The sequence below is a fragment of the Streptomyces aurantiogriseus genome, from assembly GCF_014649375.1.
Lineage (GTDB): Bacteria > Actinomycetota > Actinomycetes > Streptomycetales > Streptomycetaceae > Streptomyces > Streptomyces aurantiogriseus.
The window spans coordinates 60,176-85,709 of sequence record NZ_BMSX01000028.1 but is presented as its reverse complement, the minus strand read 5'-3'; the positions used below and the strand labels follow the sequence as shown (position 1 = coordinate 85,709).

At 70.2% G+C, this 25,534-nt stretch carries 23 protein-coding genes and 4 pseudogenes; 18 read left to right on the top strand and 9 right to left on the bottom strand.

Annotated features, from left to right (window positions below; all coding sequences use genetic code 11):
* Positions 1 to 47: 47 nt before the first annotated feature.
* From IE263_RS40690 to IE263_RS40680, 3 genes are all read left to right on the top strand, one after another.
* Positions 48 to 527 (top strand): NUDIX hydrolase, encoded by a 480-nt coding sequence (locus tag IE263_RS40690; RefSeq protein ID WP_189943135.1) that lies wholly within the window; start codon positions 48 to 50, stop codon positions 525 to 527.
* Between the two features lie 54 nt (positions 528 to 581).
* Positions 582 to 1,382, top strand: coding sequence for a 3-hydroxybutyrate dehydrogenase (locus tag IE263_RS40685; RefSeq protein WP_189943134.1), 801 nt, complete (start codon positions 582 to 584; stop codon positions 1,380 to 1,382).
* A gap of 76 nt (positions 1,383 to 1,458) precedes the next feature.
* Positions 1,459 to 3,408, top strand: a complete 1,950-nt coding sequence (locus IE263_RS40680; RefSeq protein ID WP_189943133.1) for a helix-turn-helix domain-containing protein — start codon at positions 1,459 to 1,461, stop codon at positions 3,406 to 3,408.
* Between the two features lie 55 nt (positions 3,409 to 3,463).
* Here IE263_RS40680 and IE263_RS40675 read toward each other — a convergent pair whose 3' ends face one another.
* From IE263_RS40675 to IE263_RS40660, 4 genes are all read right to left on the bottom strand, one after another.
* Positions 3,464 to 4,858, bottom strand: a complete 1,395-nt coding sequence (locus tag IE263_RS40675) for an MFS transporter (RefSeq protein WP_189943132.1) — start codon at positions 4,856 to 4,858, stop codon at positions 3,464 to 3,466.
* 494 nt (positions 4,859 to 5,352) lie between these two features.
* The gene (locus tag IE263_RS40670; RefSeq protein WP_373312264.1) at positions 5,353 to 5,973 is read right to left on the bottom strand and encodes a beta-galactosidase; all 621 of its coding nucleotides are present in this window, start codon (positions 5,971 to 5,973) and stop codon (positions 5,353 to 5,355) included.
* 257 nt (positions 5,974 to 6,230) lie between these two features.
* Positions 6,231 to 7,049 carry an SCO6745 family protein gene (locus IE263_RS40665; protein ID WP_189943131.1) on the bottom strand — a complete coding sequence of 273 codons (819 nt, stop codon included), beginning with the start codon at positions 7,047 to 7,049 and terminating at the stop codon, positions 6,231 to 6,233.
* A gap of 46 nt (positions 7,050 to 7,095) precedes the next feature.
* Positions 7,096 to 7,935, bottom strand: a complete 840-nt coding sequence (locus tag IE263_RS40660) for an alpha/beta fold hydrolase (protein WP_308430813.1) — start codon at positions 7,933 to 7,935, stop codon at positions 7,096 to 7,098.
* Positions 7,936 to 8,231: 296 nt separating this feature from the next.
* Here IE263_RS40660 and IE263_RS40655 point away from each other — a divergent pair, with 296 nt between their 5' ends.
* From IE263_RS40655 to IE263_RS49105, 9 genes and pseudogenes are all read left to right on the top strand, one after another.
* Positions 8,232 to 9,431, top strand: coding sequence for an acetyl-CoA C-acyltransferase (locus IE263_RS40655; RefSeq protein ID WP_189943130.1), 1,200 nt, complete (start codon positions 8,232 to 8,234; stop codon positions 9,429 to 9,431).
* 23 nt (positions 9,432 to 9,454) lie between these two features.
* Positions 9,455 to 9,913 carry an HAD family hydrolase gene (locus IE263_RS40650; protein ID WP_229911440.1) on the top strand — a complete coding sequence of 153 codons (459 nt, stop codon included), beginning with the start codon at positions 9,455 to 9,457 and terminating at the stop codon, positions 9,911 to 9,913.
* A gap of 45 nt (positions 9,914 to 9,958) precedes the next feature.
* Positions 9,959 to 10,081, top strand: coding sequence for a hypothetical protein (locus IE263_RS49640; RefSeq protein WP_268256121.1), 123 nt, complete (start codon positions 9,959 to 9,961; stop codon positions 10,079 to 10,081).
* Positions 10,082 to 10,139: 58 nt separating this feature from the next.
* Positions 10,140 to 10,253: pseudogene (locus IE263_RS50215) on the top strand (hypothetical protein); the annotation flags it as partial.
* 38 nt (positions 10,254 to 10,291) lie between these two features.
* Entirely contained in the window at positions 10,292 to 10,819 is a 528-nt protein-coding gene (locus IE263_RS50210) for an AMP-binding protein (protein ID WP_373312262.1), read from the top strand.
* Positions 10,816 to 11,202, top strand: a complete 387-nt coding sequence (locus tag IE263_RS49110; protein WP_229911438.1) for an AMP-binding enzyme — start codon at positions 10,816 to 10,818, stop codon at positions 11,200 to 11,202. Before IE263_RS50210 ends, IE263_RS49110 begins: the two co-directional genes overlap by 4 nt.
* On the top strand, positions 11,129 to 11,821 hold the full coding sequence (locus IE263_RS40640; protein ID WP_189943129.1) for a TetR/AcrR family transcriptional regulator: 693 nt from the start codon (positions 11,129 to 11,131) through the stop codon (positions 11,819 to 11,821). The genes IE263_RS49110 and IE263_RS40640 overlap by 74 nt, the downstream gene beginning before the upstream one ends.
* Positions 11,822 to 11,879: 58 nt before the next feature.
* A pseudogene (locus IE263_RS40635) lies at positions 11,880 to 12,170 on the top strand (acyl-CoA dehydrogenase family protein); the annotation flags it as partial.
* A gap of 109 nt (positions 12,171 to 12,279) precedes the next feature.
* Positions 12,280 to 12,489 (top strand): annotated as a pseudogene (locus IE263_RS49105) (SDR family oxidoreductase); the annotation flags it as partial.
* A 297-nt stretch (positions 12,490 to 12,786) separates the two neighbouring features.
* On the opposite strand, the gene IE263_RS40625 reads toward IE263_RS49105, so the two are convergent.
* Both IE263_RS40625 and IE263_RS40620 read right to left on the bottom strand, forming a co-directional pair.
* Positions 12,787 to 13,452: a TetR/AcrR family transcriptional regulator gene (locus IE263_RS40625; protein WP_229911437.1), complete on the bottom strand. Its 666-nt coding sequence runs from the start codon at positions 13,450 to 13,452 to the stop codon at positions 12,787 to 12,789.
* Entirely contained in the window at positions 13,449 to 14,744 is a 1,296-nt protein-coding gene (locus tag IE263_RS40620) for a PucR family transcriptional regulator (RefSeq protein WP_189943128.1), read from the bottom strand. The genes IE263_RS40625 and IE263_RS40620 overlap by 4 nt, the downstream gene beginning before the upstream one ends.
* A gap of 187 nt (positions 14,745 to 14,931) precedes the next feature.
* Between IE263_RS40620 and IE263_RS40615 the strand changes: the two genes are divergently transcribed.
* The 6 genes from IE263_RS40615 to IE263_RS40590 all read left to right on the top strand — a co-directional run bounded on the left by IE263_RS40615 (position 14,932) and on the right by IE263_RS40590 (position 22,593).
* Positions 14,932 to 15,690, top strand: coding sequence for an ABC transporter ATP-binding protein (locus tag IE263_RS40615; RefSeq protein ID WP_189943127.1), 759 nt, complete (start codon positions 14,932 to 14,934; stop codon positions 15,688 to 15,690).
* Positions 15,687 to 16,502, top strand: a complete 816-nt coding sequence (locus IE263_RS40610; RefSeq protein WP_189943126.1) for an ABC transporter ATP-binding protein — start codon at positions 15,687 to 15,689, stop codon at positions 16,500 to 16,502. The genes IE263_RS40615 and IE263_RS40610 overlap by 4 nt, the downstream gene beginning before the upstream one ends.
* A complete protein-coding gene (locus tag IE263_RS40605; protein WP_229911436.1) occupies positions 16,499 to 17,389 on the top strand; it encodes a branched-chain amino acid ABC transporter permease in 891 nt (296 codons plus the stop codon). Before IE263_RS40610 ends, IE263_RS40605 begins: the two co-directional genes overlap by 4 nt.
* Positions 17,386 to 18,495, top strand: coding sequence for a branched-chain amino acid ABC transporter permease (locus IE263_RS40600; protein WP_189943125.1), 1,110 nt, complete (start codon positions 17,386 to 17,388; stop codon positions 18,493 to 18,495). The genes IE263_RS40605 and IE263_RS40600 overlap by 4 nt, the downstream gene beginning before the upstream one ends.
* A 5-nt stretch (positions 18,496 to 18,500) precedes the next feature.
* Positions 18,501 to 19,778 (top strand): ABC transporter substrate-binding protein, encoded by a 1,278-nt coding sequence (locus IE263_RS40595; protein ID WP_189943124.1) that lies wholly within the window; start codon positions 18,501 to 18,503, stop codon positions 19,776 to 19,778.
* A gap of 394 nt (positions 19,779 to 20,172) precedes the next feature.
* Entirely contained in the window at positions 20,173 to 22,593 is a 2,421-nt protein-coding gene (locus tag IE263_RS40590; protein ID WP_189943123.1) for a SpoIIE family protein phosphatase, read from the top strand.
* 62 nt (positions 22,594 to 22,655) lie between these two features.
* Here the strand turns inward: IE263_RS40590 and IE263_RS40585 are convergent.
* From IE263_RS40585 to IE263_RS40575, 3 genes and pseudogenes are all read right to left on the bottom strand, one after another.
* Positions 22,656 to 24,271: pseudogene (locus tag IE263_RS40585) on the bottom strand (sodium/solute symporter).
* The gene (locus tag IE263_RS40580; RefSeq protein ID WP_189943122.1) at positions 24,268 to 24,777 is read right to left on the bottom strand and encodes a DUF485 domain-containing protein; all 510 of its coding nucleotides are present in this window, start codon (positions 24,775 to 24,777) and stop codon (positions 24,268 to 24,270) included. The pseudogene IE263_RS40585 and the gene IE263_RS40580 overlap by 4 nt, the downstream one beginning before the upstream one ends.
* A 346-nt stretch (positions 24,778 to 25,123) precedes the next feature.
* Positions 25,124 to 25,456: a putative quinol monooxygenase gene (locus IE263_RS40575; protein WP_189943121.1), complete on the bottom strand. Its 333-nt coding sequence runs from the start codon at positions 25,454 to 25,456 to the stop codon at positions 25,124 to 25,126.
* Between the last annotated feature and the right edge of the window lie 78 nt (positions 25,457 to 25,534).

The window sequence follows — 25,534 nt, the reverse complement described above, 5'->3', positions numbered from 1 at the left end:
CCCTGAACTCGCCCGGCGTCACAGGACCGGCCCGTTAGGGTCGGTCCATGGCTACTCCTGACTTCATCCGTACGCTCCGGGCATCTGCCGGCAACCAACTCCTGTGGCTGCCCGGTGTCACCGCCGTCGTGTTCGACGACGACGGCCGCCTGCTGCTGGGCCGCCGCACCGACACCCGCAAGTGGGCGGTGATCGGAGGCATCCCCGACCCGGGGGAGCAGCCGGCGGTCTGTGCCGTGCGGGAGGTCTACGAGGAGACCGCGGTCCGCTGCGTGGTCGAGCGGGTCGTCCTCGTCCAGGCATTGGACCCGGTCACGTACGGCAACGGTGACGTCTGCCAGTACATGGATGTCACCTTCCGCTGCCGGGCCGTGGGCGGTGAGGCGCGCGTCAACGACGACGAGTCGCTGGACGTGGGGTGGTTCGAGGTCGACGCCCTGCCGGAGCTGAACGAGTTCGCGCTCTTCCGGATCAAGCAGGCACTGTCGGACCAGCCCACATGGTTCGACACCACGAGTACCGGCTGAAGTATGGGGTGGGACCATATGGGGCGGGGATTGGACGCTGCCTAGGGTCGGAACATGACCACGCCCCCCGCCGCCCCTGGTCCCCACGCCCCCTCGCTCGACCTCGGCGGTCGCACCGCCCTCGTCACCGGCGCCGCCGGCGGCATCGGCCGCGCCTGCGCGCTGCGGCTGGCGGTCGCCGGGGCCAAGGTCCGGGCGGTCGACCGGGACGCCACGGGCCTGGAGGCGCTCGCCGAGAGCGCCGCCGGCCTGCCGGGTGCCGTCGAGCCGCACGTCCTGGACCTCACGGACCTGGACGCCGCCGAACTCGCCGCCGCCGGAACCGACGTCCTCGTCAACAACGCCGGACTGCAACTCGTACGGCCCCTGGAGGAGTTCCCGCCCGACGTCTTCCACACGGTGCTCACCGTGATGCTGGAGGCGCCGTTCCGGCTCATCCGAGGCGCCCTGCCGCACATGTACGGGCAGGGGTGGGGCCGTATCGTCAACGTCTCCTCGGTCCACGGCCTGCGCGCCTCGCCCTACAAGTCGGCGTACGTGGCCGCCAAGCACGGCCTGGAGGGCCTGTCCAAGACCGCCGCCCTCGAAGGCGCGTCCCACGGCGTCACGTCGAACTGCGTGAACCCCGCCTACGTGCGCACCCCCTTGGTGGAGAAACAGCTCACCGACCAGGCACGGGCGCACGGCCTGCCCGAGGAGCGTGTGCTGGCCGAGGTGCTCCTGCGGGACAGCGCCGTCAAGCGGCTCATCGAACCGGAGGAGGTCGCCGAAGCCGTCGCGTACCTGTGCGGCCCGCAGGCGTCCTTCGTCACCGGCACCTCGCTCGTCCTCGACGGCGGCTGGACGGCGCACTGAGCGGCCCGGCGGCCGGCGGATCCGGAGTTTTCCACAGGCCTGACGGGCCGGCCCGGGCATGAGGAATCCTGTGAGCATGTCCCGCGATCACGTGGAGCCGATCGAGCGCTCCGTCAGCGATGTCGAGACGCCCGCGGGCGCTCCGGAGAGCGCCGAGGCGCCGTTCCTCGACCTGCTCGCCCGTGGCGCCGCGGCCGAGGCGTACGAGCGGCCGGTGCTGCTCGCGCGCGCCGAGGGACGGCCCGCCGAGCGGATCGCGGCGCTCGAACACGCCAAGCTGCTCGCGCTCAGGGTGCGCGCGGAGCTGGAGGGCCGCCGTCGGCGGGAGGCCGAGCTGTCGGCGCTGTTCGAGACCGCCCACGACCTGGCGGGCCTGCGCGACGTGGACGCCGTCCTGCAGGCGATCGTGCAGCGGGCCCGCTCGCTGCTCTCCACGGACGTCGCCTACCTCAGCCTCAACGACCCGGTCAGGGGCGACACCTACATGCGGGTCACCGAGGGCTCGGTCGCCGCCCGCTTCCAGCAACTGCGCCTCGGGATGGGGGAGGGGCTCGGCGGCCTGGTCGCGCAGACGGCCCGCCCGTACGTCACCGACGACTACTTCCGCGACGACCGCTTCCGGCACACGGCGGCCATCGACGCGGGCGTGCGCGACGAGGGCCTGGTGGCAATCCTCGGGGTGCCCCTGACGCTGGGGGCGAACGTCATCGGGGTGCTGTTCGCCGCCGACCGCCGCGCGCGGGTCTTCGAGCGGGAGCAGATCGCGCTGCTCGGCTCCTTCGCCGCGCTGGCCGCGGCCGCCATCGACACCGCCAACCTGCTCACCGAGACCCGCTCGGCCCTGGCCGGCCTGGAACGCGCCAACGAGATCATCCGGGACCGCAGCGCGGTCATCGAACGGGCCTCCGACGTCCACGACCGGCTCGCCGAGCTGGTCCTGCGTGGCGGCGGGGTGCAGGACGTGGCCGCCGCCGTGTCCCAAGTCCTCGACGGCACCGTGGAGTTCACCGAGGCCGCACCCGGCAGCGCCCTGGAGGCCTCCCGCGCCGAAGGACACGCCGTACAGCACGAGGACGAGTGGATCGCCGCCGTCGCCGCCGGCGGTGAACTGCTCGGTGCACTCGTCCTGCGCGGCCACCCCGGCCTCGACCCCGTCGACCAACGCACCCTGGAACGCGCCGCGATGGTCACCTCGCTGCTGCTCCTCGCCCGGCGCTCCGCCGCCGAGGCCGAACAGCGCGTCCGCGGCGAGCTGTTGGACGACCTCCTCGACGCCCGTGACCGCGACCCGCGCCTGCTGCGCGAGCGCGCCTCCCGGCTGCACGCCGACCTCGACGCCACCCATGTCGTCCTCGCCGCGCGCCTGGACGCCGCCGCTGCCGACGCCGACCAGGAAGCGGCGGCCCGCCGGCGCCTGTGGTCCGCCGCCTCCCACCTCGCCGCCACCCGGCACGGCCTGGCCGCCGCCCGCGACGGCGGCACCGTCCTGCTGCTGCCCCTCGCACCCGGCGACACCGCGACCGAGCTGGCCCGCCGCACCGCCCGCCACCTCGGCACCGCCGTCCACGAGGCGGTCACCGTCGGCGCCTCCGCACCGGTCCGCGACCTCACCGCCCGACCGGACGCGGTCGTCGCCGGATACGAGGAGGGCCGCCGCTGCCTGGACGCCCTCAGACTGCTGGGCCGCTCCGGCGACGGAGCCGCCGCCGAGGACTTCGGCTTCCTGGGACTGCTGCTCGCCGGCGACCGGGACGTCGCGGGGTTCGTGGACCGCACCATCGGTCAGGTCGTCGCCTACGACGAACGGCGCGGCACCGATCTGGTACGCACCCTCGACGCGTACTTCGCCTGCGGTATGAGCCCGGCCCGCACCAAGGACGAACTCCACGTCCACGTCAACACGGTGGCCCAGCGCCTCGAGCGCGTCGGCCGCCTCCTGGGCGAGGACTGGCACAGCCCCGCTCGTGCCCTCGAAATCCAACTGGCCCTGAGACTGCACAAGTTGTCGGCGCCCCTGGCGCACTGACCCCGCGTACGCCGGGAGGGCGTACGCGGGGTCGACGCGCTCCGGCAGGAGCGGATCAGACGACGCGCGCGTCCGCAGCCGCGGCCTTCGTGGGCTCCGCGTCGGCCGTGGCGTCGATCCCGGCCAGGTCGCGGTGGCGGGTCTCCTTGGCCACGCCCACGGCGACGACCGTCAGCAGGGCCGCGGCGATCACGTACAGGGCGATCGGGGTGGAACTGTCGTAGTCGGCCAGCAGCGCGGTGGCGATGAGCGGCGCCGGTGCGCCCGCTGCGACCGAGGCGAACTGAGCGCCGATGGAGGCCCCGGAGTAGCGCATCCGGGTCGCGAACATCTCGGAGAAGAAGGCCGCCTGGGGCGCGTACATCGCCCCGTGCAGCACCAGGCCGACGGTCACGGCGAGGACCAGGCTGCCGAAGCCGCCCGTGTCGACGAGCGAGAAGAAGGGGAACATCCACAGGCCGACGCCCACCGCGCCCAACAGGTACACGGGACGCCGTCCGATCCGGTCGGACAGCGCGCCCCAGGCCGGGATCACCGCGAAGTGCACGGCCGAGGCGATGAGGACGGCGTTGAGGGCGGTCTGCTTGGAGACACCGGCCGAGGTCGTCGCGTACACGAGGATGAACGCGGTGATGACGTAGTAGGAGATGTTCTCCGCCATGCGCGCCCCCATCGCGACCAGCACGTCCCGCCAGTGGTGGCGCAGCACGGCCACGAGCGGCAGCTTCTCGGCGTCGGCCGCCTGCGTCGCCCTGCGGGCCGCGGCCTGTGCCAACGCCTGCCGGAACACGGGTGATTCATCGACAGACAGACGAATCCACAAACCGACGATCACCAGCACACCGGAGAGCAGGAACGGGATCCGCCAGCCCCAGCTGCCGAAAGCGGCGTCCGACAGCACGGCGGTGAGCAGCGACAGCACACCGGTCGCGAGCAACTGCCCCGCCGGCGCCCCGGTCTGCGGCCACGAGGCCCAGAACCCACGCCGCCGGGCATCCCCGTGCTCGGACACCAGCAGCACGGCCCCGCCCCACTCACCACCGAGCGCGAAACCCTGCACCAGACGCAGCAGCGTCAACAGCACCGGCGCGGCGGTCCCGATGGTCGCGTGCGTGGGCAGCAACCCGATCGCGAAGGTCGCCCCACCCATCAGCAGCAGACTCAGCACCAGCAGCTTCTTGCGCCCGAGCCGGTCCCCGTAGTGCCCGAAGACCAACGCCCCGAGCGGCCGCGCGGCGAACCCGACGGCGTACGTCAGAAAGGACAGCAGCGTGCCGACGAGCGGGTCGGAATCCGGAAAGAACAGCTTGTTGAAGATGAGGGCGGCGGCGGAGCCGTAGAGGAAGAAGTCGTACCACTCGATGGTGGTGCCGATGAGGCTGGCGGTGACGATGCGCTTGAGGCTGGCGGGAGTTGCCGGCGTCGGGGGAGCGGATGCTGCGGAGGCCATGTGCGCCACTTCCTCGTGTGCGGTGGGGACGGGTAGGTGTCGGAACACCGTAGGAATCCCCAGGTCAGGCGCACATGTGGTGGGACAACATAGTTCAGGGCCGGAGTGTAAGCGTGGCCTCCACGTCTGCTTCCTGAAACCCGTACCAGGCCGCGCCTACTCCTACCGCGCCGACGGTCGCCTGATCTCGGTCGCGGACCGGCTGTCGGGCCGCGTGCCGGGTGTCCACACCCACCGCTCGGCAGTGGCAGGCCTGCTCTCACCGCCGCCGGTTGGGCGAAATCGGAGCGGAAGACGATCCTGAGGGCCGGCTGGACGGCGGTCTTGTCATGAACGCGCGGCCCCTTGGCGCCGTCGCCCAAGGACTACTTGTTTGCGGCACATACTCTGACCGCGACGCCCTTGGCCACCGCCCAAGTCAGAGCGCGGACCTGGGCGGTTCCGGTGCCGTGCCAGCGGCGGCCCCGGTCTTGTACCGCCCGGGGCGACCACATTCAGCGCGTCTCCCGCACCACGGCAACGCCCCTGGCGGGCACGGTGACCGATCCGTGGACGGACTTGCCGGTGAGGAGTTCCACGCCGTGGGCCGGGAGCTCGCCGCCGGCTCCGGAGTGGTCGATCAGGAACAGGTAGTCCGCGTCGGTCCCGCTGCGGCGAACGGCCTCGATGCCGTCCGGTGCGGTGGCGAGAACGGGACGGACTCCGGCCTCGTCGCGGATACGGGCCAACAGCACTCCCAGCGTGGCCGGATCGGGGCGGGTGGCCAGGTACCAGGCGGTGCCGGTGCCGTGGGCGTTCCTCGTCACGGCCGGCACGCCGGCCAGTGGTCCGTCGGCGTAGGACGCGATGGCCTCGGCGCTCGTGAGCCGGATGCGTTCGGACCACAGGGTGGCGGTGGCGTCCTGGGGGACCTGGCCCGTGAGCTGCCGGGTCTCGCCGGGGAGCAGGGGGAACAGCTCGTCCGTCCGCACACCGAGGGTCTCCCGGAAGCCCCCGGGGTAACCGCCGAGCCGGACGTGGCAGTTGTCGTCCACCGCGCCGCTGTGGAAGCCGACCGCCAGCGTGCCGCCGCACTCGGCGAAGGACGTGAGGTTCGCGGCGCCCGCGTCGTCGATCAGATAGAGGCTGGGGGCGAGGACCAGGCGGTAGGGGGACAGTCACCTGGATGTTGGACGGCAAGGTGGCCGAGATCGCGGTGGCGCTCTGCTGGAACTGGTGGCCATGCCCTGCGGGATGGCCGTGTCCGCGACAGCGGACCTACCATGACAAGGACGGACCCGGCACGCCCGCCGGGATCGTGTACCGCACGGCCGTACCGCTCATCCACGCCAGGGGCTCGAAGCGGCCTCGGTCAGCTCGTGGGGGAGCATCTTCATGTAGTTGGCCAGCACGAAGGCGCTGCCCGCGTGCGGCAGCATCGCCGAGTGCCACTGCTCGGCACCTGCCTTCGCGGCCCTCCACTGCGGAAGGCGTACTCCTGCGCCGGCACATCGAGGACCGCACCGACCGTCTGGCCCTTCTCGCCTACGCCACCCTGGGTGACGCAGATCCTGCCGCCCCGCGCCACGGGCGCCGCCCCCAACCCGCCGCGCCGGGCATTCCGGCCACCACCAACTTCATGGTGAACTTCAGCATCGACCTCACCGGTCGCGGCGTGCAGAACCAGGGCCTCCAAGCCCCCGACGCCCTCGCTCAGCAGGCACGCGACATGGCCGTCTCCACGGAACTCCCGGAGCAGTGTCTGGGCATGCCACAGCTGCAGTACCGGCTCCTCCGGCCAAGGCAGTGCGGCATGAGCGGCGAACAGCGGGCGGCCCTGCGCATGTTCGCAAGCCGCCTCGGCGGCCCGGCGGGTCAGCGCCAGGACTTCGTGCAAGGTGGGCAACTCGTGGATTCCCGCCCGCCGCAGGGCTTCGCACGCCGCGGCGTACCGCGCGTCCAACACCTGCTGCGGCGTCGTTGCGTCCCAGGCTCCGTCGACCGCCTGTCGTACGACATCGGGGTTGAAGTTGTAGAAGGTCGAGATGACCAGCTCGGCGGATGCTCGGCCGAACGCGGCGCTCCGGGACGTGAAGTACCCGGCGCGTCCGCTCAGGCCGAGGTCTGCGTACCGTCGCCTTGCCTCGGGGACGAAGTAGATCATGCCGTGTACGGGCTCGAGACGGCGCCAGGCCGCGCGCGCTGCCTTCATGGGGTCACCTCTTCGGAAGTCGACGAACGGAGTATTCGCTGCCGGTTCAGTACTCGCCGTGCGCTCGCAGGTGTTCCAGCAGCAGGCGGCTCAGCGTTTCGGGCGCCTCCTCGGGGATCCAGTGGCTGACGCCCTGGAGGGTCTCGAACCGGTACGGCCCGTTGACCCACCGCCCGGTCTCCTGTGCGGCTGTCGGGCCGAACGCGCTGTCCCCCGTGCTCCAGACGTACAGCGTGGGCACGTCGATGACGCCGATCGCACCGTCGGGGCGGCCGGCCCGGTACCAGTTCAGCGCCGCGGTGAGAGCGCCCGGCTGGGACAGGTGCCGTACGTAGGCCTCGGCACTGTCCTGCGGGACCTTTCCGGCGAAGAAGCCGCGAACCTCTTGGGCGTCGTCGGCGAGCATGCGCTCCTCGGTCGCGGGTGTTTCGCGCCAGTCGAGCATGTAGTGAGAGCGTTTGCGCTGGTCCTGGTCGGTGCGCAGGGTAGTGGCCAGAGCGCCGGGGTGCGGGGTCGAGACAACCGTCAGGGTGCGTACGCGGCCGGGGTGGGCGTGCGCGGTCCACCAGGCCACCGCGCCTCCCCAGTCATGGCCGACCAGATCGAACGCCGCCCAGCCCAGTTCCTCGCTGATCGCGACCACGTCGTCGACGAGAAGGCCGATGCGATAGTCCTCGGGTCGCTGGGGGCGGGCGCCGCGGGAGTACCCACGCTGGTCGGGTGCCACCACCCGGTAGCCGTACGCCGCCAACGCCTCGATCTGCCGTTGCCACACCAGCCCCGTCTGCGGGAAGCCGTGCAGCAACAGCACCGGGCGGCCCTCGGGCGGACCCGCCGCGATCGCGTCGAACACGCCCGCATCCGTGGGGATGCTCAGTTGGATCACGATCCACCTCCCCATACCAACTGGTCGGTAGCCTTCACCTGGGGGAGTGGACTGTCAAGGCCCCTGGTTGAACCTGACGCCGAATTCAACTATAACCGGTCGGGAGGCCGACTCCCGTCACCGCTGCGGCCATGGCTCGTTGTCATCGGTCACCCGAGGAGGCGGTCAACGAGCCCTCATCGCACCCCAGTTGGCGTCAGGCACCGCCCACCGACATCGACCCCGGCCCACGGAGCCCGGATTTCCGGGCCCGAAGCTCACGGACGAACCGAACCAAAAGGAAGCAGTGAGGCGACATGAGGGAAGCAGTCATCGTTTCGACGGCACGGACGCCGATCGGAAAGGCTTACCGCGGCGCGTTCAATGACACCCAGGCGCAGGAACTTGCCGCCCATGCCCTTTCGCACGCGGTACAGCGCGCCGGGCTCGAGGGAGGTGAGGTCGAGGATGTGATCTTCGGCTGCGCTGTGCAGCAGGGGTCCTCAGGTGTCAATGTCGCGCGTCAGGCCGTTCTTCGTGCCGGACTTCCGGACGCCGTGTCGGGGATGTCGATCGACCGGCAGTGCTCCTCGGGCCTGATGGCCATTGCGACGGCCGCCAAGCAGATAGTCGCCGACGGCATGCAGGTCGCTGTCGGCGGCGGCGTCGAGTCGATCTCCCTGGTGCAGAACGACCACATGAACACCCACCGCATGACGGATCCCTGGCTGGTAGAGCACAGGCCGAGCATCTACATGCCGATGCTGCACACGGCGGAGATCGTCGCCGAACGCTACGGCGTGAGCCGGGAACGCCAGGACGAGTTCGCGCTGGTGTCACAGCAGCGCACCGCGGCGGCACAGGAGGCCGGCCGGTTCGACCAGGAGATCGTCGCGCTCGACAGCGTCAGGAAGGTCCTGGACAAGCAGTCCGGGGCTGTGCGGGACGAGGCCGTGACCCTGACCCGGGACGAGGGCAACCGGGCGTCGACGACGCTCGAGGGCCTGGCCGGGTTGGCGCCGGTGCTGCCGGACGGTCAGGTGAGCGCGCGTTCCAGCGTCACGGCAGGCAACTCCTCGCAGTTGTCGGACGGGGCTTCGGCGTCCGTGTTGATGGAGTCGAGGGAGGCCGAGCGCCGCGGACTGCAACCGCTGGGTGTCTACCGGGGTATGACCGTCGCCGGTTGCGGGCCTGACGAGATGGGCATCGGTCCGGTGTTCGCCGTGCCGAAACTGCTGAAGCAGCACAACCTCACCATCGACGACATCGGCCTGTGGGAACTCAACGAGGCGTTCGCTTCCCAGGCGCTGTACTGCCGGGACGAACTGCACATCGACCCGGAGCGGTTCAACGTCAATGGCGGCGCCATCTCGGTCGGTCATCCGTACGGAATGACGGGTGCCCGGCTGGTGGGGCACGCCCTCATCGAGGGCAAGCGCCGGGGTGTCCGGTATGTAGTGATCTCCATGTGTGTCGGAGGCGGAATGGGCGCAGCCGGACTGTTCGAGGTCGCCTGAGCGTGGATACCTTGTCGAACGCGGTGGGAAAGACCCGAACCGCGGTTCTGGTGGACTTCGGCGGTGTCATCACCTCCAGTGTGTTGCGGGCTTTCACCGACTTCGGCGCCTCGCTCGGCGGCGACCCGCGCCTGCCGCTGGACCTCCTCGCCCGGGACCAGCCATCACGCACCCTCCTGGCCGACCACGAGTGCGGCCGCATCGACGCCGAAGCCTTCGAGCGAGGATTCGCCGAACGTCTCCGCGTCCACGGCGCGGAGGTATCGGCCGAGGGGCTCACGGCCCGGATGCAGGCAGGAATGTCGATCGACCAGGACATGCTCGCGCTGCTCGGTGATCTCCGAGCAGCCGGCCGTCCCGTTGCACTCGTGTCCAATTCGTTCGGTACCGGAACCTACGACGGCGTCGACCTCGCCGCTGTCGCGGATGTGGTCGTCATCTCCGCCGAGGTCGGGATCCGCAAGCCCTCCCGGCGGATCTAGGCGATCGCATGTGAACGCCTCGGCATCGACCCCGAGGAGGCAGTCATGATCGACGATCTGCAGCAGAACCTCGACGGAGCGGCGCGGATCGGAATCGGGGGCGTACTGCACACCAGCGCCGCCGACACCCGCCGCCAACTCGCCGAACACTTCGGGATCACCGCCTGACGATCGACCGACCGGGCGCAGTGAGGTCGGTCATCCGGCCACACCGCCCGAGGACTTGATGCCGTTCCACGTGTTCGGCCAGGCATCCGTCATGATGGCGACCTTGGCCGTCGGTGGCTCGATGTCGTTGCCGGCCCGATTCGACCCGGCGTCGATGCTGGACATGCTGCGCCGTGACCGGCTCACCATCATGGCCGGCGTGCCGACCATGTGGAACGCGGTGCTCACGCGGCGGGTGATGCGAACCCGGCGGACTTCGCCGGGCTCCGTGTCGCCGTCTCCGGCGGCGCGTCGCTTTCCGGGGAGATCGCCCGGGCTTTCGAGGCCCGCTTCGGCTGCACCATCCTCGAAGGGCAAGGGCTCACCGAGACCACCGCGTTCGGCACCTTCGACGACATCGACCGCGGCGGCAAGACCGGGTACAGCGGCAGGGCAGTCCTTCGGCTGCAGGTTCGGGTGCGTGACGACGGACGGCAAGAAGTGCCCGCCGGGTACCGTCGGCGAGGTCCACATCAAGGGACCCACAGTGATGCGCGGCTACTGGAACCGCCCCGCGGACACCGCCGCGGCCATCTCGACGGCCGGTTCCGGACCGGCGACCTCGGTGAAACCGACACGGACGGTGACCTTCGCATCGTCGACCGCATCAAGGACCTGATCATCCGCGTTACAACGTCTACCTCGGCGAGGTCGGGGAAGTTCTGTACGAGCAGCCGGACATCGTCGCGGCAGCCGTGATCGGCGTTCCCGACGAGCACTACGGCGAGGAGGTCGCCGCGCTCATCGCCGCCCGGCCCGGTTCGGAGCCCGGTGCCGCCGAGGTGTCGAGCTGGGTACGGGAGCGGCTGTCCGCCTACAAGATCCCGCGCATCGTCCGGTTCGTCGACGCGCTGCCCAAGGGCCCGACCGGGAAGATCCTCAAGCGGTCATCGACCGTACCGCTCTCACCCGCGACACGGCGCCCAGCGACGGTGCCGCCCGCCGCCACTGAGCGTCCCGCCTTGCGGGTTCGTGATGGTGATGTCGGATTCAAGTACAGTTCCCTGGATGGACACTACTGCGCCCGAGGAGATCGACGGCGAGAAGGCACCGCCCATGGCGCCCCTCTCGCACCTTCGTGAGCCACCTCCGACGAAGCGCGGAGCGCGGACACGGGCCGCTTTGGTGAAAGCCGCGCGGAAGGTGTTCGAACGGGACGGCTACCTCGACACCCGCCTGACCGACATCACCAAAGAGGCCCAATGCGCGGCGGGATCCTTTTACACCTACTTCGCCAACAAGGAAGAGGTGCTTGCCGCCGTCCTCCTGGAGGCGCAGGAGGACATGATGCACCCCGGAATGGGCCGGGTGCAGGGTTCCGACGACCCCTATGCGGTACTCGAGGCGAGCAATCGCGCCTATCTCGAGGCATACAAACGGAACGCGAAGCTGATGGGCCTGCTCGAGCAGGTCGCACAAGTGGAACCGGAGTTCCGCGAGTTCCGAAGCCGGCGCGCCGACGCGTTCATCCGCCGCAATGCCCGCGGCATCGCCGACCTGCAGGCGCGAGGTGTCGCCGACCGTGAGGTCGATCCGATGATGGCCTCCCGCGCGCTGTCGGGCATGGTCAGCGTCATGGCCTACAACGCCTTCGTGCTCGGCGAACGGCAAGAAGAAGGCGCGCCTGTGGACTTCGAGGAGCTCGTGTCCACGGTCACCCGGCTCTGGGCCAACGCCCTTCGGTTCCCCGGTCACCGCTGATCCGGCGGCTGGACCGCCTGCCTCACAGCACCCGGTACCGCCGGGCCCGCACTTCCACCCGCCGATCATCGAGGAACTCAAGGCGGAGGCCCGGAGGCGCGGACTGTGGAATCTGTTCCACCCGCACCCGGAGTGGGGCCCCGGTCTGACGAACCTCGAGTACGCGCCGCTGGCGGAGATCATGGGGCGCAGTCACATCGCCCCGGAAGCGTGCAACTGCAACGCTCCCGACACCGGCAACATGGAGGTGCTCACGCTGTTCGGCAGCGACGAGCACAAGGAGAAGTACCTCAAGCCCCTGCTCGACGGGACGATGGCCTCGGCCTTCGCCATGACCGAGCCCCGGCTCGGGCCCGGTCGTATCCACCACTGCATGCGGGCCATCGGCGCGGCCGAGCGGGCGCTGGAGCTGATGCCGGCGCGTCGGTCGGAGGCATGGCCTTCGAGGCGAACATCGGTTGTACAACGCGTCGAAGGCCGCACTGATCCACCTCACGAAGCAACCGGCCCTGGGACTCTCGCCCAAGATGCGTGTCAATGCGGTGGCACCGGGTGTGGTGCGCACAAAGCTGGCCGAGGCTCTGTGCAGGGACCACGAGCAGGCCGTATCCGCCGCGACGGCACTCGGGCGCATCGGGGAGCCTGCCGACATCGCCTCGGCGGTCGCCTTTCTCGTCTCGGACGCCGCGAGCTGGATCACCGGCGAGACGATGGTGATCGACGGCGGCCGGCTCCTCGGTGACGCGCTCCCGTTCAGGCGAGGAGCCGGCATCGGTGTCCAGTGCGGACATCGTCGGATTCGACGCCGGGGCGGTGAGCCGCCGGCTCGAAACCTCGGCGTCGACGTCGGCGGGCCGCATGTCTTCGATCGGATCGGGCTCGAGCCAGTCGAAACCGGCCTACCTGGTACGGGTACCTGGCGGCTCGTACACCTTGTTGCTCTGGCCCGCCATGCGCCGGGCGTTTCAGCTGGGCGGTGCCGACAGATGGATCAGGATGCCGCACACCTCGTCCACGATCTCCCGGGCCTCCGTCTCGTCCCCGCAGTCGCCCAGCTCGCGTGCCGCCCCGCCGATCACGGTGGTGATCACTCTCACCCGGACCCGGCCGGCACGTCTCTTCTCATCCACCTCCAGGAGCCGGGCGTTGCGCCGTACCCATGCACGGTCCCACTGGCGGCGCAGCGCGTCGAAGCCGGCCGGGGCGTCGTCCTCCACGAGGAGCATGCCGAGCCGTCGGTTGTCCCAGACCCCCTCCAGGTAGGCCCTGGCTCCCGCCACGAAGAGGGCGATGGGGTCGTCCACGCCACGGTTGCGTTCGGCGGTCAGCGTGGCCGCGGTCCGGCGCTCCTGTTCCTCCCGGAACTCCTCCCAAAGGGCGAGGTAAAGCCCTCGCTTTCCGCCGTAGTGCTGGAAGAGGCTGCCCACCGGGATGCCGGAGCGCGTCGCGATCTCGGTGAGCCCGGCGTCGGTGTACCCGCGCTCGGTGAACACCTCCAGCGCGGCGTCCAGAAGCGCACTCCGGACCGTTCGGTTCTGCCCGGTGGGTGTCTCCGGCAGGCCCATGCCCTCCCGCTCGTCCGGCAGCTGACGTGCCACCTCGGTCCCGGCGGACTCCACGATGCCGCTCACTGGTGAATCCCACCTTCCCCGGCCCCGTCGCGGATGGCGAGGGCGACCAGCAGTTCCAGGAGGTCGGCGATACGGCGCGGATTGCGCCCGGTGCGTTCCTCGATCCGGCGCAACCGGTAGTGCGCCGTGTTGTGGTGCACCCGCAGCCGGTCGGCGGCCAGCCGCAGGTTGAGGTCGGCCTCCGCGAAGGCCTGTATGGTCACCGCCAGCGTGTCGCCACGTCTGCGGTCCTCCTCCAGCAGTGCACGCACGCGGGGATCGACCAGCTGGCGGGCGAGGTCGTCGGCGCGCAGTGCCAGATACTCGAAGGGAGACAGGCGCGGGAGCGCCGCCACCCCGCCCCCGCTCGGCACCAGGTCGAGGGCGGCCCGTGCCTCCTCGTAGGCGCGCGGCAGTTCGCCGGCGCCCTCGGCGACCGTGCTGATGCCCATGGAGAGCATGGTTCCCTCCCGCGTGAGCCGCCGCTGCACCGCCTCGAAGTGGGCACAGATGTCCTCCGCGTCCATGCCGGTGCGGACCACGGGCACGGCCACCACCTCGCCGTGGCGTACGACGACCAGGGTTCGGCCGGCCCAGGGCCCGGCGACGCCGATGGACGCGCTGGTCGCGTAGCCGTGCTCGGCCGAGGTGAGGTCGCCGGTGCGGGTGTCGCCGACGCACACCGCCACGACCGCCATCATCGGCGAGTGCGGCCCGATGCCGTACGCCTGCGCCGCGGCGAGCAGCGGACCGCGCGTCGGTGCCGCGCCGGCCAGGAGCTGGTCCAGGAGATCCCGGCGCTCCCGGTCCGCGTCGGCGACCACGTGCTGCTGGTACTCGACATAGGCCTGCGCGGCATGGGTGCTGGCGTAGTCGACGTACCGCATCAGCGGTGTGACGAGGGACAGCGCGGCCTGCTGTGCCTCGGCGGACGTGCCCGCGCAGTCCAACAGCGCGTCCCACAACACCTGCCGGCCGACCCGGAAGGCACTGATCCAGTCCTCGAGGGCGAACCCCGCGCGTGCTCTGCGCATGGCTGCCGCGCGGCTGAAGACCAGGTCTTCGGGGGCGATGTCCCGGTCGCCGGCCAGCGCCGCCAGCTGCATCCGGTAGTGCGTGAGGACCTGGTCCCGTACGTCGTCGAAGAACCGCTCGTCCTGCAGCGCGTACGACGGGATCTCCGTGCGCATCACCGCGAGGGCGGTCTTCGCCACGTCCTCGAGCCGGTCATGGACGGTGTGCAGGATCCGGTGCCGCTCCCGGCTGAGGGGTTCGGAGAGTGCGGGGGCGCCCAGGGCGGGTCCGCGAGGCATGGCGCCGATCGTCGCTGCCCTCCTCGTGTCCCGTCAACAGGCTCGGTGGGCAACATGCCGGGAGAGCTGGGCGCGGCGCACAAGTCGGTGGCCGCGAAGTTGGGTGCTCGCACCCAATGTGCGCTCGGAAGGCCCCCACCTACTGTGACGCTCGCCCACCCCCCAGACCTCGGAAGGGGCGTCACTCATGCTCGCGGTCGACGGTATCAGCGTGCGCTTCGGCGGGATCACGGCACTGGACGGTGTCGCGTTCACCGTCGAGCAGGGCACCGCCGTGGGGCTCATCGGACCGAACGGAGCCGGCAAGACCACCTTGTTCAACTGCCTCACCAGGCGCTGCACCCCTGATGCGGGGACCGTGCGGTTCGAGGACGAGGACCTGCTCGCCCTCCCGCCGCACTCCGTGGCCGGGCGCGGCATCGCCCGCACCTTCCAGAACCTGGGTCTGTTCCCACGGCTCACGGTCCGGGAGAACGTCATGGTCGGCGCCCACAGCCGGGGGCGCACAGGACACCTCGCCGCGGCGCTCCGGCTGCCCCGCGTCCGGCGGGAGGAGAGGGAACTATGTGACCAGGCGGACGACTTGCTACGACGTCTCGGCCTGGCGGATGTCGCCGACCACCCCGCCTCCGGGCTGCCGTTCGGCACGCTCAAACGCGTCGAACTCGCCCGGGCGCTCGCGGTCAGGCCCCGGCTGCTGTTGCTCGACGAACCCGTCAACGGGCTCAGCCATGGCGAGGTCGACCAATTCGCGGATCTGGTCCGGTCGGTGCGCCAGGAGTTCGACCTGACGCTCGTGGTGGTCGAACACCACATGGGATTCGTGATGGGCCTGTGCGACAAGGTGGTGTGCCTCGACTTCGGGCGCAAGATCGCCGAGGGCTCGCCGGAGGAGATCCAGCGCGACCCGGCGGTCATCGAGGCGTACCTGGGGGTGGCGGCATGACGGAACCCGTCACCGACAGCACCGAGACCACCGGGCGGGCGAACGCGGAGCCGCACTTCCTGAAGGTCGCCGGCCTGCATGCCGGATACGGCCAGGCCCGCGTGCTCCAGGGGCTCGACTTCTCCGTCGCACGCGGCGAGGTGTGCGCGATCCTCGGGCCCAACGGCGCGGGCAAGACAACAACGCTGCGGGCCCTGTGCGGCATGGTCCGCGGACGCGGCTCGGTGACGCTGAACGGTACGGAGCTGCTGGGCCGCTCGCCCGAGCAGACCGCCCGTCTCGGCGTGGCGCACGTACCCGAGGGCCGAGGCACCTTCAACGACCTGACGGTCGAGGAGAACCTGCGCATCGGCGCCCACCTGCGCACCGGCCGGTGGCGGCGGGACGGCCGCGCCGAGCGCGCGGCCGTCGCGGCCGACCTGGAGCGCATCTACGGGTACTTCCCCAAGCTCCGCCAGCGGTCCCGCCAGGACGCCGGCAGCCTCAGCGGCGGCGAACAGCAGATGCTCGCCATCGGCAGGGCGCTGATGCTGCGGCCCTCGCTGCTGCTCCTGGACGAGCCGTCGCTGGGCCTCGCGCCGCTGGTCACTCGCGAGCTGTTCGAGATCGTCCGTGCCGTCAACGAGGAGGAACGCACCACCGTGGTCGTCGTCGAGCAGAACGCCCAACTCGCGCTGGATGTGGCCCACCGGGCGCACGTACTGGAGGCCGGCCGCCTGGTGCTGTCCGGGCCGTCCCAGGAGATCCGCGAGGACGGGCAGGTCGCCGAGGTGTACCTCGGTGTCTCCGTCCGCTCCGGAAAGGGCGGGTGAGCGCCGTGACCGAACTGCTCCAGCAAGTGGTGGAAGGGGTCGGCTCCGGCGCGGTCTATGCCAGCCTGGCGCTGGCCCTGGTGCTGATCCACCGGTTCACCGGGATCGTCAACTTCGCGCAGGGTGAGCTCGCCATGATCTCCACGTACGTGGCGTGGCAACTCGTGGCGTCCGGGATGTCGTTCTGGCTGGCGCTGCCGGTGACCCTGGCGGTGTCGTTCGCCGGCGGCATGCTGATCGAACGGATCGTCATCCGCCCCGTGCAGAACGCGCCCGAACTGACGATGGTCATCGTCACGGTCGGCCTGTTCATCTTCGTCAACGCGATGGCCGGTCTGATCTGGTCGTTCACCGTGAAGGACTTCCCGCAGCCGTTCCCCGACGGCGGGATCGACCTGGCCGGGGTGCGTGTGGACTGGTCGACCTTCGGGATCATCGCGGTGGTGGCCGTCGTGATGGGCCTGCTGTACGTGCTGTTCCAGCACACGTCCATCGGCCTGGTGATGCGGGCGGTCGCCTGCAACCCCGCCTCCGCCCGGCTGTCGGGCATCAGAGTGGGCCGCGTGCTGATGCTCGGCTGGGGGCTGGCCGCGACAGTCGGCGCGGTGTCGGGCGTGCTCGTCGCCCCGGTGCTGTTCCTCGAGCCCAACATGATGGGCGGGGTGCTGATCTACGCGTTCGCCGCGGCCACCCTCGGTGGCTTCGACAGCCCGGTCGGTGCGGTCGTCGGCGGCCTGTGCGTGGGCGTGGCCGAGACGCTGGCGGGGGCGTACGTGGACGTGATCGGTGCCGATCTGAAGGTGGGCGTACCCCTGGTGATCATCCTGGCGGTGTTGCTGGTGCGGCCCCAGGGCCTGTTCGGACGGGCGGCGGTGGAGCGCGCATGAGCACAATCACCGCAACACTCGACACTGACCGTGCCCGGCGCCTGCGCTTGGCGCTCACCGCGCTGCTCGCGGCAGTCGTCACTGTCGGCGCACCGTTCTACTTCGCCCCCTTCCAGGTCTTCCAGCTGACCATGGTGCTGCTGTACGCCGTGGCGCTGGCCGGCCTGAACCTGCTGGTCGGATTCGGCGGGCAGATCTCCCTCGGGCACGGCGCGTTCTTCGCGGCCGGGGCCTACACGGCGGCGGTCATGCTCGACCGGTACGACACCGGCCACCTGGCCACGCTGCCGGTCGCGGCCGTCGGATGCTTCCTGCTGGGCCTCGGTTTCGGCGTGCCGGCCCTGCGGCTGCGCGGACTGTACCTGGCCCTGGTCACCCTCTCGTTCGCGGTGTTCCTGCCGCCGCTGCTCAAGCGGCTCGAACCGGTGACGGGCGGCTCCATGGGTCTGACCGTGGACAAGCTGCAACCGCCCGCGTGGAGCGGGCTGGCCGAGGACCAGTGGACGTACTTCGTGGTCCTCGCCGTCACCGCGGTGGCTCTGCTGCTCGCCCGCAACCTGCTGCGGTCCCGGGTCGGCCGGGCACTGCTGGCCGTGCGGGACAACGAGAGCGCCGCGGAGGTCATGGGCGTACGGCTGTCGCTGCACAAGACCCTCGCCTTCGCATGGAGCGCGCTGTTCGCGGGTGTCTCCGGGTGTGTCTACACCTGGGTGATCGGCTTCGTCTCACCCGACTCGTTCAGCTTCGTCCTGTCCATCACACTGCTGGCCGGCCTGGTGGTCGGAGGGCTCGCCTCGCTGTACGGACCGCTGCTGGGGGCGGCCTTCGTGATGTACGTGCCGAGCGTGGCCCAGGACATCAGCGAGGCGGCGCCCGGTGTGGTGTTCGGCCTGCTGATCATCGCGGTGATGTTCGTGGCGCCGACGGGACTGGCCGGTCTGGCGGGCCGTGTCCGGGGTGCCGCCGTCAGTCGCCTCACCCGCACCACCTCCGCCGCCGGCGACCGGACGCCCGGCTCCGAACCCTCCGCGCCCCCCACCCCGGCGGATCCCGCACCTGTCGATGCCGAACCCGTGGGCGCACCGCCCCGCACGGAAAAGGAATGAATCACATGCGCAAGACGACCACTCTGCGGGCGGCCGCGGCCGCGTCCGCCGCCCTCCTCCTCGCCACCGCCTGCAACAGCCAGCGCGGGCAGGACGACAAGGACGCCGCCGCCGACGGCGCGTGCCAGGGTCAGCAGACCACCGGCATCACCGACAGGACCATCAAGCTGGGCGGCATCTACCCACTGTCGGGACCGGCCTCCGCGTACGGCACGATCAGCAAAGGCGTGAGCGCCTACTTCAAGCACGTCAACGACAAGGGCGGCATTGACGGCCGCACAGTGGTGTTCACCGTCCGCGACGACGGCTACCAGCCGCCCAAGGCGGTCGAGGAGGCCCGCAGACTCGTCGAGCAGGAGAAGGTCTTCGCCGTCTTCCAGACCCTGGGCACCCCGTCCACGGCCGCCGTGTGGGACTACCTCGACAAGCGGAAGGTGCCGCAGCCTTTCGTCGCCACCGGCGCCTCCGTCTGGGGGACCGACGACAACCACCCGTGGACCACCGGCTGGCAGCCGAACTACATCGCCGAGGCACGGGTGTACGCCAAATACCTCAAGGAGGAGAAGCCGAAGGCCAAGGTCGCCGTCCTCCACCAGAACGACGACTTCGGCAAGGATCTGCTCGGCGGGTTCAAGGCGGCCGTCGCCGGCAGCGGCATCAAGGTGGTCGCCGAGGAGAGCTACGAGGTCACCGACCCCTCCGTCTCCGCACAGATGACAAGCCTCGCCCGGTCCAGGGCGGATGTGCTGCTCAACATCACCACGCCGAAGTTCGGCAGCCAGGCCCTCGCCGCCGATGCCAAGAACACCAGGTGGAACCCGCTGCACATCGTGAACAACGTGTCCTCCTCCGCCACCGTGCTCAAGCCTGTCGGGTTCAAGAACGTCCAGGGCGTGGTGTCGGCGACCTACTTCAAGGACCCCGCCGACCCGCAGTGGGCCGATGACGCGGAGATGAAGACGTACCGGGACGCCCTGCGCAAGTACGCGCCCGACTCCGACCCGGCCAACCAGTTCAACGCCTACGGCTGGGCCGCCGCCTCCAGCTTGCACAAGGCCCTGGACGCGATGAAGTGCCCGACCAGGGAGGGGCTGCGGGACGCGGTGCGCAACCTCAAGGACGTCGAGGTGGACATGCTGCTGCCCGGTGTCACCCTCTCCACCGGGCCCGCTGACGCCTTTCCGATCGAGACGATGCAGCTGATGCGGTTCGAGGGCGAGCGGTGGCAGTTGTTCGGCAAGCCGGTGGACACCCGCAAGGAGTTCGGCCCGCTGGCGAAGTGAGCCCGCGGGGGCGGTCCCGGTCGGCCCTGACCTTCCGGGACCGCCCCTGCCCGTCACTGGAGGCCGCAGGAAATCCTGACGGCTTCGGCAACCTCCCGAACGGTGCCTCGGCGGCCGAGCGGTATGCGAGGGAGGTGGAACGCGACGCCCGCCGGGGCGAGGCCTCGCGGCGCAGCGGCATGTCGTCATCCCTCTTGCCCGCCACGCCACGCAGCGCGCGAGGCCGCGGCCTCCGCGGAATTTCAATAGGCTTACATGGTCAGCAGGTCGCGTGCCTTCGGGAATGCCGAGCCACCGCCACGAACGCCGTCATGCCGGTCACCGGCCACGGTCAGGACCCGCGGCAGGACATCGGCGACCGAGTACACGGTGGTGTCCAGTGGTGGAAAAGCGGATGACGGAGCTCAGCGACAGCCACGACGATCCGTTCGCCCTGCACCTCGCCGCCTCGGCGGTGCTCGACGACCGGGGAGTCGTGGTCGGATGGAACCGGCGGGCTCAGGAACTGCTCGGCTATCCGGACACAGCCGTGATCGGTCGTCCGGCGTTCGAGGTCCTTGTCGATCCTCGTGATCTGCCGGCTGTCACTGAGGCCGCGGCGAACTGCAGGAGAGCCGGCGGCTGGTTCGGCGTGCTCACATTGCGGCACCGCGACGGGCGGCTCGTGGAGATGGGGCTCAGGGCCCATGAGCTGTCACGCGGTGGCCGGGTCCGTGAGTGGTTTCTCGCGGGGGCACTCGCGGTTGATGTCCTTGAGTGGCAAAGGGACCGCGCGGTTCTCGACGGGTTGTACCGCCAATGCCCGATCGGCCTGGTCATCCACGGCCCCGACCTGAGGATTCTCCGGGTCAACCGGGCCATCGAACGCTTCAGCGGCGTCCCGGCAGCCGACTTTCGGGGGCTGCCCACCGGCGGAATGCTCCTCCCCGACGACGCACGCAAGGCTGTGGACCGTGTGCGCCAGGTGATGCAGACCGGAAGACCCCTGGTCTACTCCGAGCAGTTCGCTCGCCTGGAGCGGGATCCGGCACGAGAGCGGGTCGCGTTGGTCTCGTCCTTCCGGATGGAGGACCCCTCCGGCCGCATCCTGGGTGTGGCCGAGATGATCGAGGACATCACCGAACGCCATCGGGCCCAGCGTCGGCTCGCGCTCCTCGACCAGGTCGGCAGCCGTATCGGAACCACCCTCGACGTGGCCGAGACCGCCCGGGAACTCGCCGAGGTGATGGTGCCTCACCTCGCCGACCATGCGTCGGTGGACCTGCTTCAGCCGGTGACGCTCGGTGAGGAACCGACGCGCGCCCTGGCAGGGCCCGTGGTCCGACTGGGGACCTGCAGCGTCGGTGCCCAGCAACCCGGCCCGCCCCACCCCCATGGGGAGCCCGTGGAGTTCGGGCCCGACACACCGCAGGCCGGATGCCTGGCCGAGGGACGGCCCGTCCTGGAGCCGGTTCTCCCGCCCGACTGGTTCTCGGCGGAAGGCCGTCAGGGGGCCCACGCTCCGGACCTGGGAGCCCACTCCCTGATCGTGGTACCCCTTGCCGCGCGTGGCCTGGTGCTCGGCGTCATGACCCTGTGGCGCTCGCGCCACCCCGATGCCTTCGAGGCGGACGATCTCACCCTCGCTCAGGAACTCGCCTCGCGCGCCGCCGTCGCCATCGACAACGCCCGGCGCTTCACCCAGCAGCAGCAGACCGCGTTCACCTTGCAGAGCAGCCTTCTGCCCCGGGCGGTTCCGGATCAGTCGGCCGTCGAGGTGGCCCTGCGGTACCTGCCGGCCGGCGCGGCCCCGGGCCTGGGCGGCGACTGGTTCGACGTCATTCCCCTGTCCGGGGCCCGGGTCGCCCTCGTCGTCGGCGACGTGGTGGGTCGCGGCATCCATGCTGCCGCCACCATGGGCCGGCTGCGCACCGCCGTCCATACGCTCGCCAGCCTCGACCTGGAACCGGACGAGGTCCTCTCCCGCCTGGACGACCTGGTCAACCTGCTGGCGGCCGAACAGGAAGCAGCCGGCGAACGGCCCGTGGACGAACAGGTCGTCGGCGCCACCTGCCTGTACGCCGTGTACGACCCGGTCTCCGGGCGCTGCTCCGTGGCCCGCGCCGGTCACCCACCGCCGGTGGTGACCGCTCCGGATGGACAGGTGGCTCTGCTCGACCTGCCCGCCGGCCCACCGCTCGGCCTGGGCGGCCTGCCGTTCGAGGCACGGGACATCGAACTGGCCGAGGGAAGCCTGCTGTGCCTGTACACCAACGGACTCATCGGCGAACGCCACATTGATGCCGACATCGGCCTGACGAAGCTGTGTGCGGCGCTCACCCGCCCCGCGGACGCGCTGGAATGGACATGCCAAGCGGTCGTCGACTCGCTCGTGCCCTCGCGCCCCGGCGACGACGTCGCCTTGCTGATCGCCCGCACCCGCATGCTGCCACCGGACAATGTCGCCTCCTGGCGTCTGCCGCCGGAGCCCGCCAGCGCCGCCCGGGCCAGGGCATTGACCTCGGCCAAACTGACCGAGTGGGGTCTGGAGCACTTGGCGTTCACCACCGAGTTGGTCGCCAGCGAACTGGTCACCAACGTCTACCGCTACGCCGGCGGTCCTGCGACCCTACGGCTCATCCGTGAACGGTGTCTGGTGTGCGAGGTCGGCGACACCAGCCACACCTCACCACACATGCGCCGCGCCCGTACGACCGACGAGGGCGGGCGCGGCCTGTTCCTGGTGGCCCAGATGACCGAACGCTGGGGTACCCGCTACACCCGCGAGGGCAAGACCGTGTGGACCGAACAGCAACTGACCGGCACTCCCGTCTGACCGTCTCAGGGCGCGGCCGGCGCGGGAGGCTGCCTGGAGCAGGCCCGCCCGCGCCGCCGTGCTCATTCGGCTGCGGCGAGCAGCCGTGCCTCGTTCTCCTCGTACAGCCGCCGGTGCTCACGGCTGTCGGCGGCACGGCGCCGGTGGTCCAGACGGCTGCCCAGCCAGCCCGCCAGGTAGCCGAACGGGATGGAGACCAGTCCGGTGGACTGCATGGGGAAGAGGTCGAAGTCGGCGTCCGGGAAGACGGCGGACGGCGTGCCCGACACGGCCTTGGAGAAGACCATGAGCAGCATTGCGCAGGCCGCGCCGCCGTAGAGGGTGGCGAGCAGGCCGGTGCGCGTGAACCCTCGCCAGAACAGGGAGTAGGTGAGCGCGGGTGCCACCGCCGATGCCCCTATGCAGATGGCCAGAGTGGTCAACACGCCGACGTCCCAGTTCTGCACCATGGTGGCGAGCCCGATGGCAACGATCCCCACGGCCACGCTCGTCCACGCCGCTACCGTCATCTCGGTACGCGGCTCGGCCTGTCCCCGCCGCACCGTATGGGCGAACAGGTCGTGGGCGAGTGACGAGGCGGCGGCCAGGGTCATCCCTGCGACCGACGACAGCAGGGTGATGAACACCATGCCCGCCACGGCCGAGTAGAGGATCGTCACGCCCGCGGAGGCGGGGGCCCGCCGAGCACCTGCGACAGCATGAGCACCGACGTTCTGCCGTGCGGGTCGGCCGCGGTGATGTACCGCGATCCCACCAGGGCCGCCGCACCCGTACCCATGATGATCACGAGCAGGCAGAACGTGGTGACCGTGCCGACCGCCCACGACATGGAGCGGCGCACGGCCGGCACGTCCTGCGCGGAGTACAGACGCATCGTGATGTGGGGCAGGCAGGCCACACCGAGGACCACGGTGAACTGGAGGCTGACGAAGTCCAGCCGGTCAACGGGCGAGGTGCCCAACTGAAGGCCCTGCTGGAGGAAGGCGGGGCCCGCGCCGCTGCCGTGCTGGGCGGCCCTGAGGATGTCGCCGGGGCTCCAGTCGAAGCGGTTGAGTACGAGAGCGGCGACGACGACGCTGGTGCCGAGCAGGAGCACGATCTTGATCATCTGGATGAGCGCGGTGCCCCTCATACCGCCGATCGCCGCATAAATGATCATCAGACTGCCGATGATGACGATGCACGCCGTCCTGGCGCCCGCCGCGTGCGGGATGTTAAGGATGAAGGTGAGCAGCGACCCGGCTCCGGAAAGCTGGACGACCAGGAAGGGCAGGGTCGCCGAAAGCGTCACCACGCAGGCCGCGATACGTACGGCCCGTCCGGGCATGTTGCGGGCCAGGACGTCGCCCATGGTGAACCTGCCGGCGTTGCGCAGGGGTTCGGCCAGCAGGAACATCAGCAGCACCAGGGACAGGGCGGTGCTGACCGCGAGGACATAGCCGTCGTAGCCGGCGAGCGCGATGATGCCGGTGGTGCTCAGCACCGTGGCCGCGGAGATGTAGTCGCCCGCAATCGCCAGGCCGTTCTTGAGCGGGGTGAGCGACAGGTAGCCGGTGTAGAAGTTCGTCAGGTCGTCGCGGTCCGGGCCCGCCATGATGCACATCATCAGCGTGACGGTGACCAGCGTGGTGAACATGACCAGGACGATGGCCTGCGTCCCGGAGCTGAAGTCGTTCATCTCGCCACCCCGGCGTTCCGGCCGGCGGGGACCGCCCGCTCCCTGACGGCGCGGGCCAACGGATCCACCGAGCGTTGTGCGCTGCGTCCGTACCAGAAGACCGCCGCGAAGGTGACGACGAGTTGGAGGACGCCCAGGGTCATGCCCAGACTCAGCTCTCCGGCGATCTTGGATCCCATCAGGCCGGGCGCATAGCAGGACAGCACGACATACACCACGAAGGAGCCGAGCGCGGTGAGCGTGGAGACCCGGCGGAGCAGGCGGTAGGCCGAGCGGAGGGCGGCGAGGTCGCGGTCGTGCCGATGAGCCTCGTGCCCGTAGGGGGAGTCCCAAGGGGCTTGCTGCCCGTACGAGTCGTATCGCGGGGCGTCGTGCCCGTACGACTCCGGCCACGGGTTCTGCCCGTACGTCTCGTGTCGAGGGGTGATCCCGTGGGGCTCGGAGTGCGGCAGCGGCCATCCCGTAGGTGCTGACGGTGGGTACCGGTTCTCGTCGGCGTATGTCATCGCCTGGCCTTCCACTACGGCTCGGGGCCGTGAGGTGAACGGGGAAGAGTGGTTCAGGCGGCGCACCATACCGACTGGTTGGCATGTCTGTAAGTCTGTCGTGGGTCACGTTTCGGGGTTGATGTGGTCCCGGGAAGGGTCAGCTCGGGCGGCGCCTGGCCGGCCGCCACCACGCAGCGGCCATGCTCGAGTGGCGCTGTGGATGTCAAGAGGGCCGTGTCTCACCGGGATGCGCGTGGCCCCATGTATGCGGAGCGGCGGTGGACAGTGGTTGCTTGGCCCAGACTCCGTCACACCGCCGTGCACCCGCAGGATCTGATCACCAGTCGATCCGGGGGAGCCTGTCCTACCCCTGCTCGGGAACGGCCATCTCGCCCAGCAGCGACCAGTCGTCCTGCGGAACGTTCGCGTTCACGATGCGGGGAGTCTCGATCAGATGGGGCGGCAACGTCTGCTGCGCGGCCCTGAAGTGCGCCGACTGCACGTGAGCAGCGCCTGCTTCGTCATCGCGGAAGGCCTCGACCAGGACGTACTCCGTGGGGTCCGTCACGCTGCGCGACCAGTCGAACCAGAGGCAGCCGGGCTCCCGGCGCGTGGCTTCGGTGAAGTCGGCGGTGATGTCCGGCCACCGGTCGGCATGCTCGGGACGGACTCGGAACTTGGCGGTGATGAAGATCATCAGCCTTCCTGTCTCCTTGGACGTACGTCGTCTCGGTTGCGGTCCGGCAGCAGATGGCGGAGGTACGACATGTGCGGT

Excerpts from the sequence above, each read along its gene's own strand:
- IE263_RS40595 (WP_189943124.1), top strand. The coding sequence starts at position 18,501 with ATGCGCAAGACGACCACTCTGCGGGCGGCCGCGGCCGCGTCCGCCGCC.
- IE263_RS40575 (WP_189943121.1), bottom strand. The coding sequence starts at position 25,456 with ATGATCTTCATCACCGCCAAGTTCCGAGTCCGTCCCGAGCATGCCGAC.
- IE263_RS40590 (WP_189943123.1), top strand. The coding sequence starts at position 20,173 with ATGACGGAGCTCAGCGACAGCCACGACGATCCGTTCGCCCTGCACCTC.
- IE263_RS40615 (WP_189943127.1), top strand. The coding sequence starts at position 14,932 with ATGCTCGCGGTCGACGGTATCAGCGTGCGCTTCGGCGGGATCACGGCA.
- IE263_RS40690 (WP_189943135.1), top strand. The coding sequence starts at position 48 with ATGGCTACTCCTGACTTCATCCGTACGCTCCGGGCATCTGCCGGCAAC.
- IE263_RS40675 (WP_189943132.1), bottom strand. The coding sequence starts at position 4,858 with ATGGCCTCCGCAGCATCCGCTCCCCCGACGCCGGCAACTCCCGCCAGC.
- IE263_RS40580 (WP_189943122.1), bottom strand. The coding sequence starts at position 24,777 with ATGACATACGCCGACGAGAACCGGTACCCACCGTCAGCACCTACGGGA.
- IE263_RS40680 (WP_189943133.1), top strand. The coding sequence starts at position 1,459 with ATGTCCCGCGATCACGTGGAGCCGATCGAGCGCTCCGTCAGCGATGTC.
- IE263_RS40640 (WP_189943129.1), top strand. The coding sequence starts at position 11,129 with ATGGACACTACTGCGCCCGAGGAGATCGACGGCGAGAAGGCACCGCCC.
- IE263_RS40600 (WP_189943125.1), top strand. The coding sequence starts at position 17,386 with ATGAGCACAATCACCGCAACACTCGACACTGACCGTGCCCGGCGCCTG.
- IE263_RS40665 (WP_189943131.1), bottom strand. The coding sequence starts at position 7,049 with ATGAAGGCAGCGCGCGCGGCCTGGCGCCGTCTCGAGCCCGTACACGGC.
- IE263_RS40655 (WP_189943130.1), top strand. The coding sequence starts at position 8,232 with ATGAGGGAAGCAGTCATCGTTTCGACGGCACGGACGCCGATCGGAAAG.
- IE263_RS40685 (WP_189943134.1), top strand. The coding sequence starts at position 582 with ATGACCACGCCCCCCGCCGCCCCTGGTCCCCACGCCCCCTCGCTCGAC.
- IE263_RS40610 (WP_189943126.1), top strand. The coding sequence starts at position 15,687 with ATGACGGAACCCGTCACCGACAGCACCGAGACCACCGGGCGGGCGAAC.
- IE263_RS40620 (WP_189943128.1), bottom strand. The coding sequence starts at position 14,744 with ATGCCTCGCGGACCCGCCCTGGGCGCCCCCGCACTCTCCGAACCCCTC.
- IE263_RS49640 (WP_268256121.1), top strand. The coding sequence starts at position 9,959 with ATGATCGACGATCTGCAGCAGAACCTCGACGGAGCGGCGCGGATCGGA.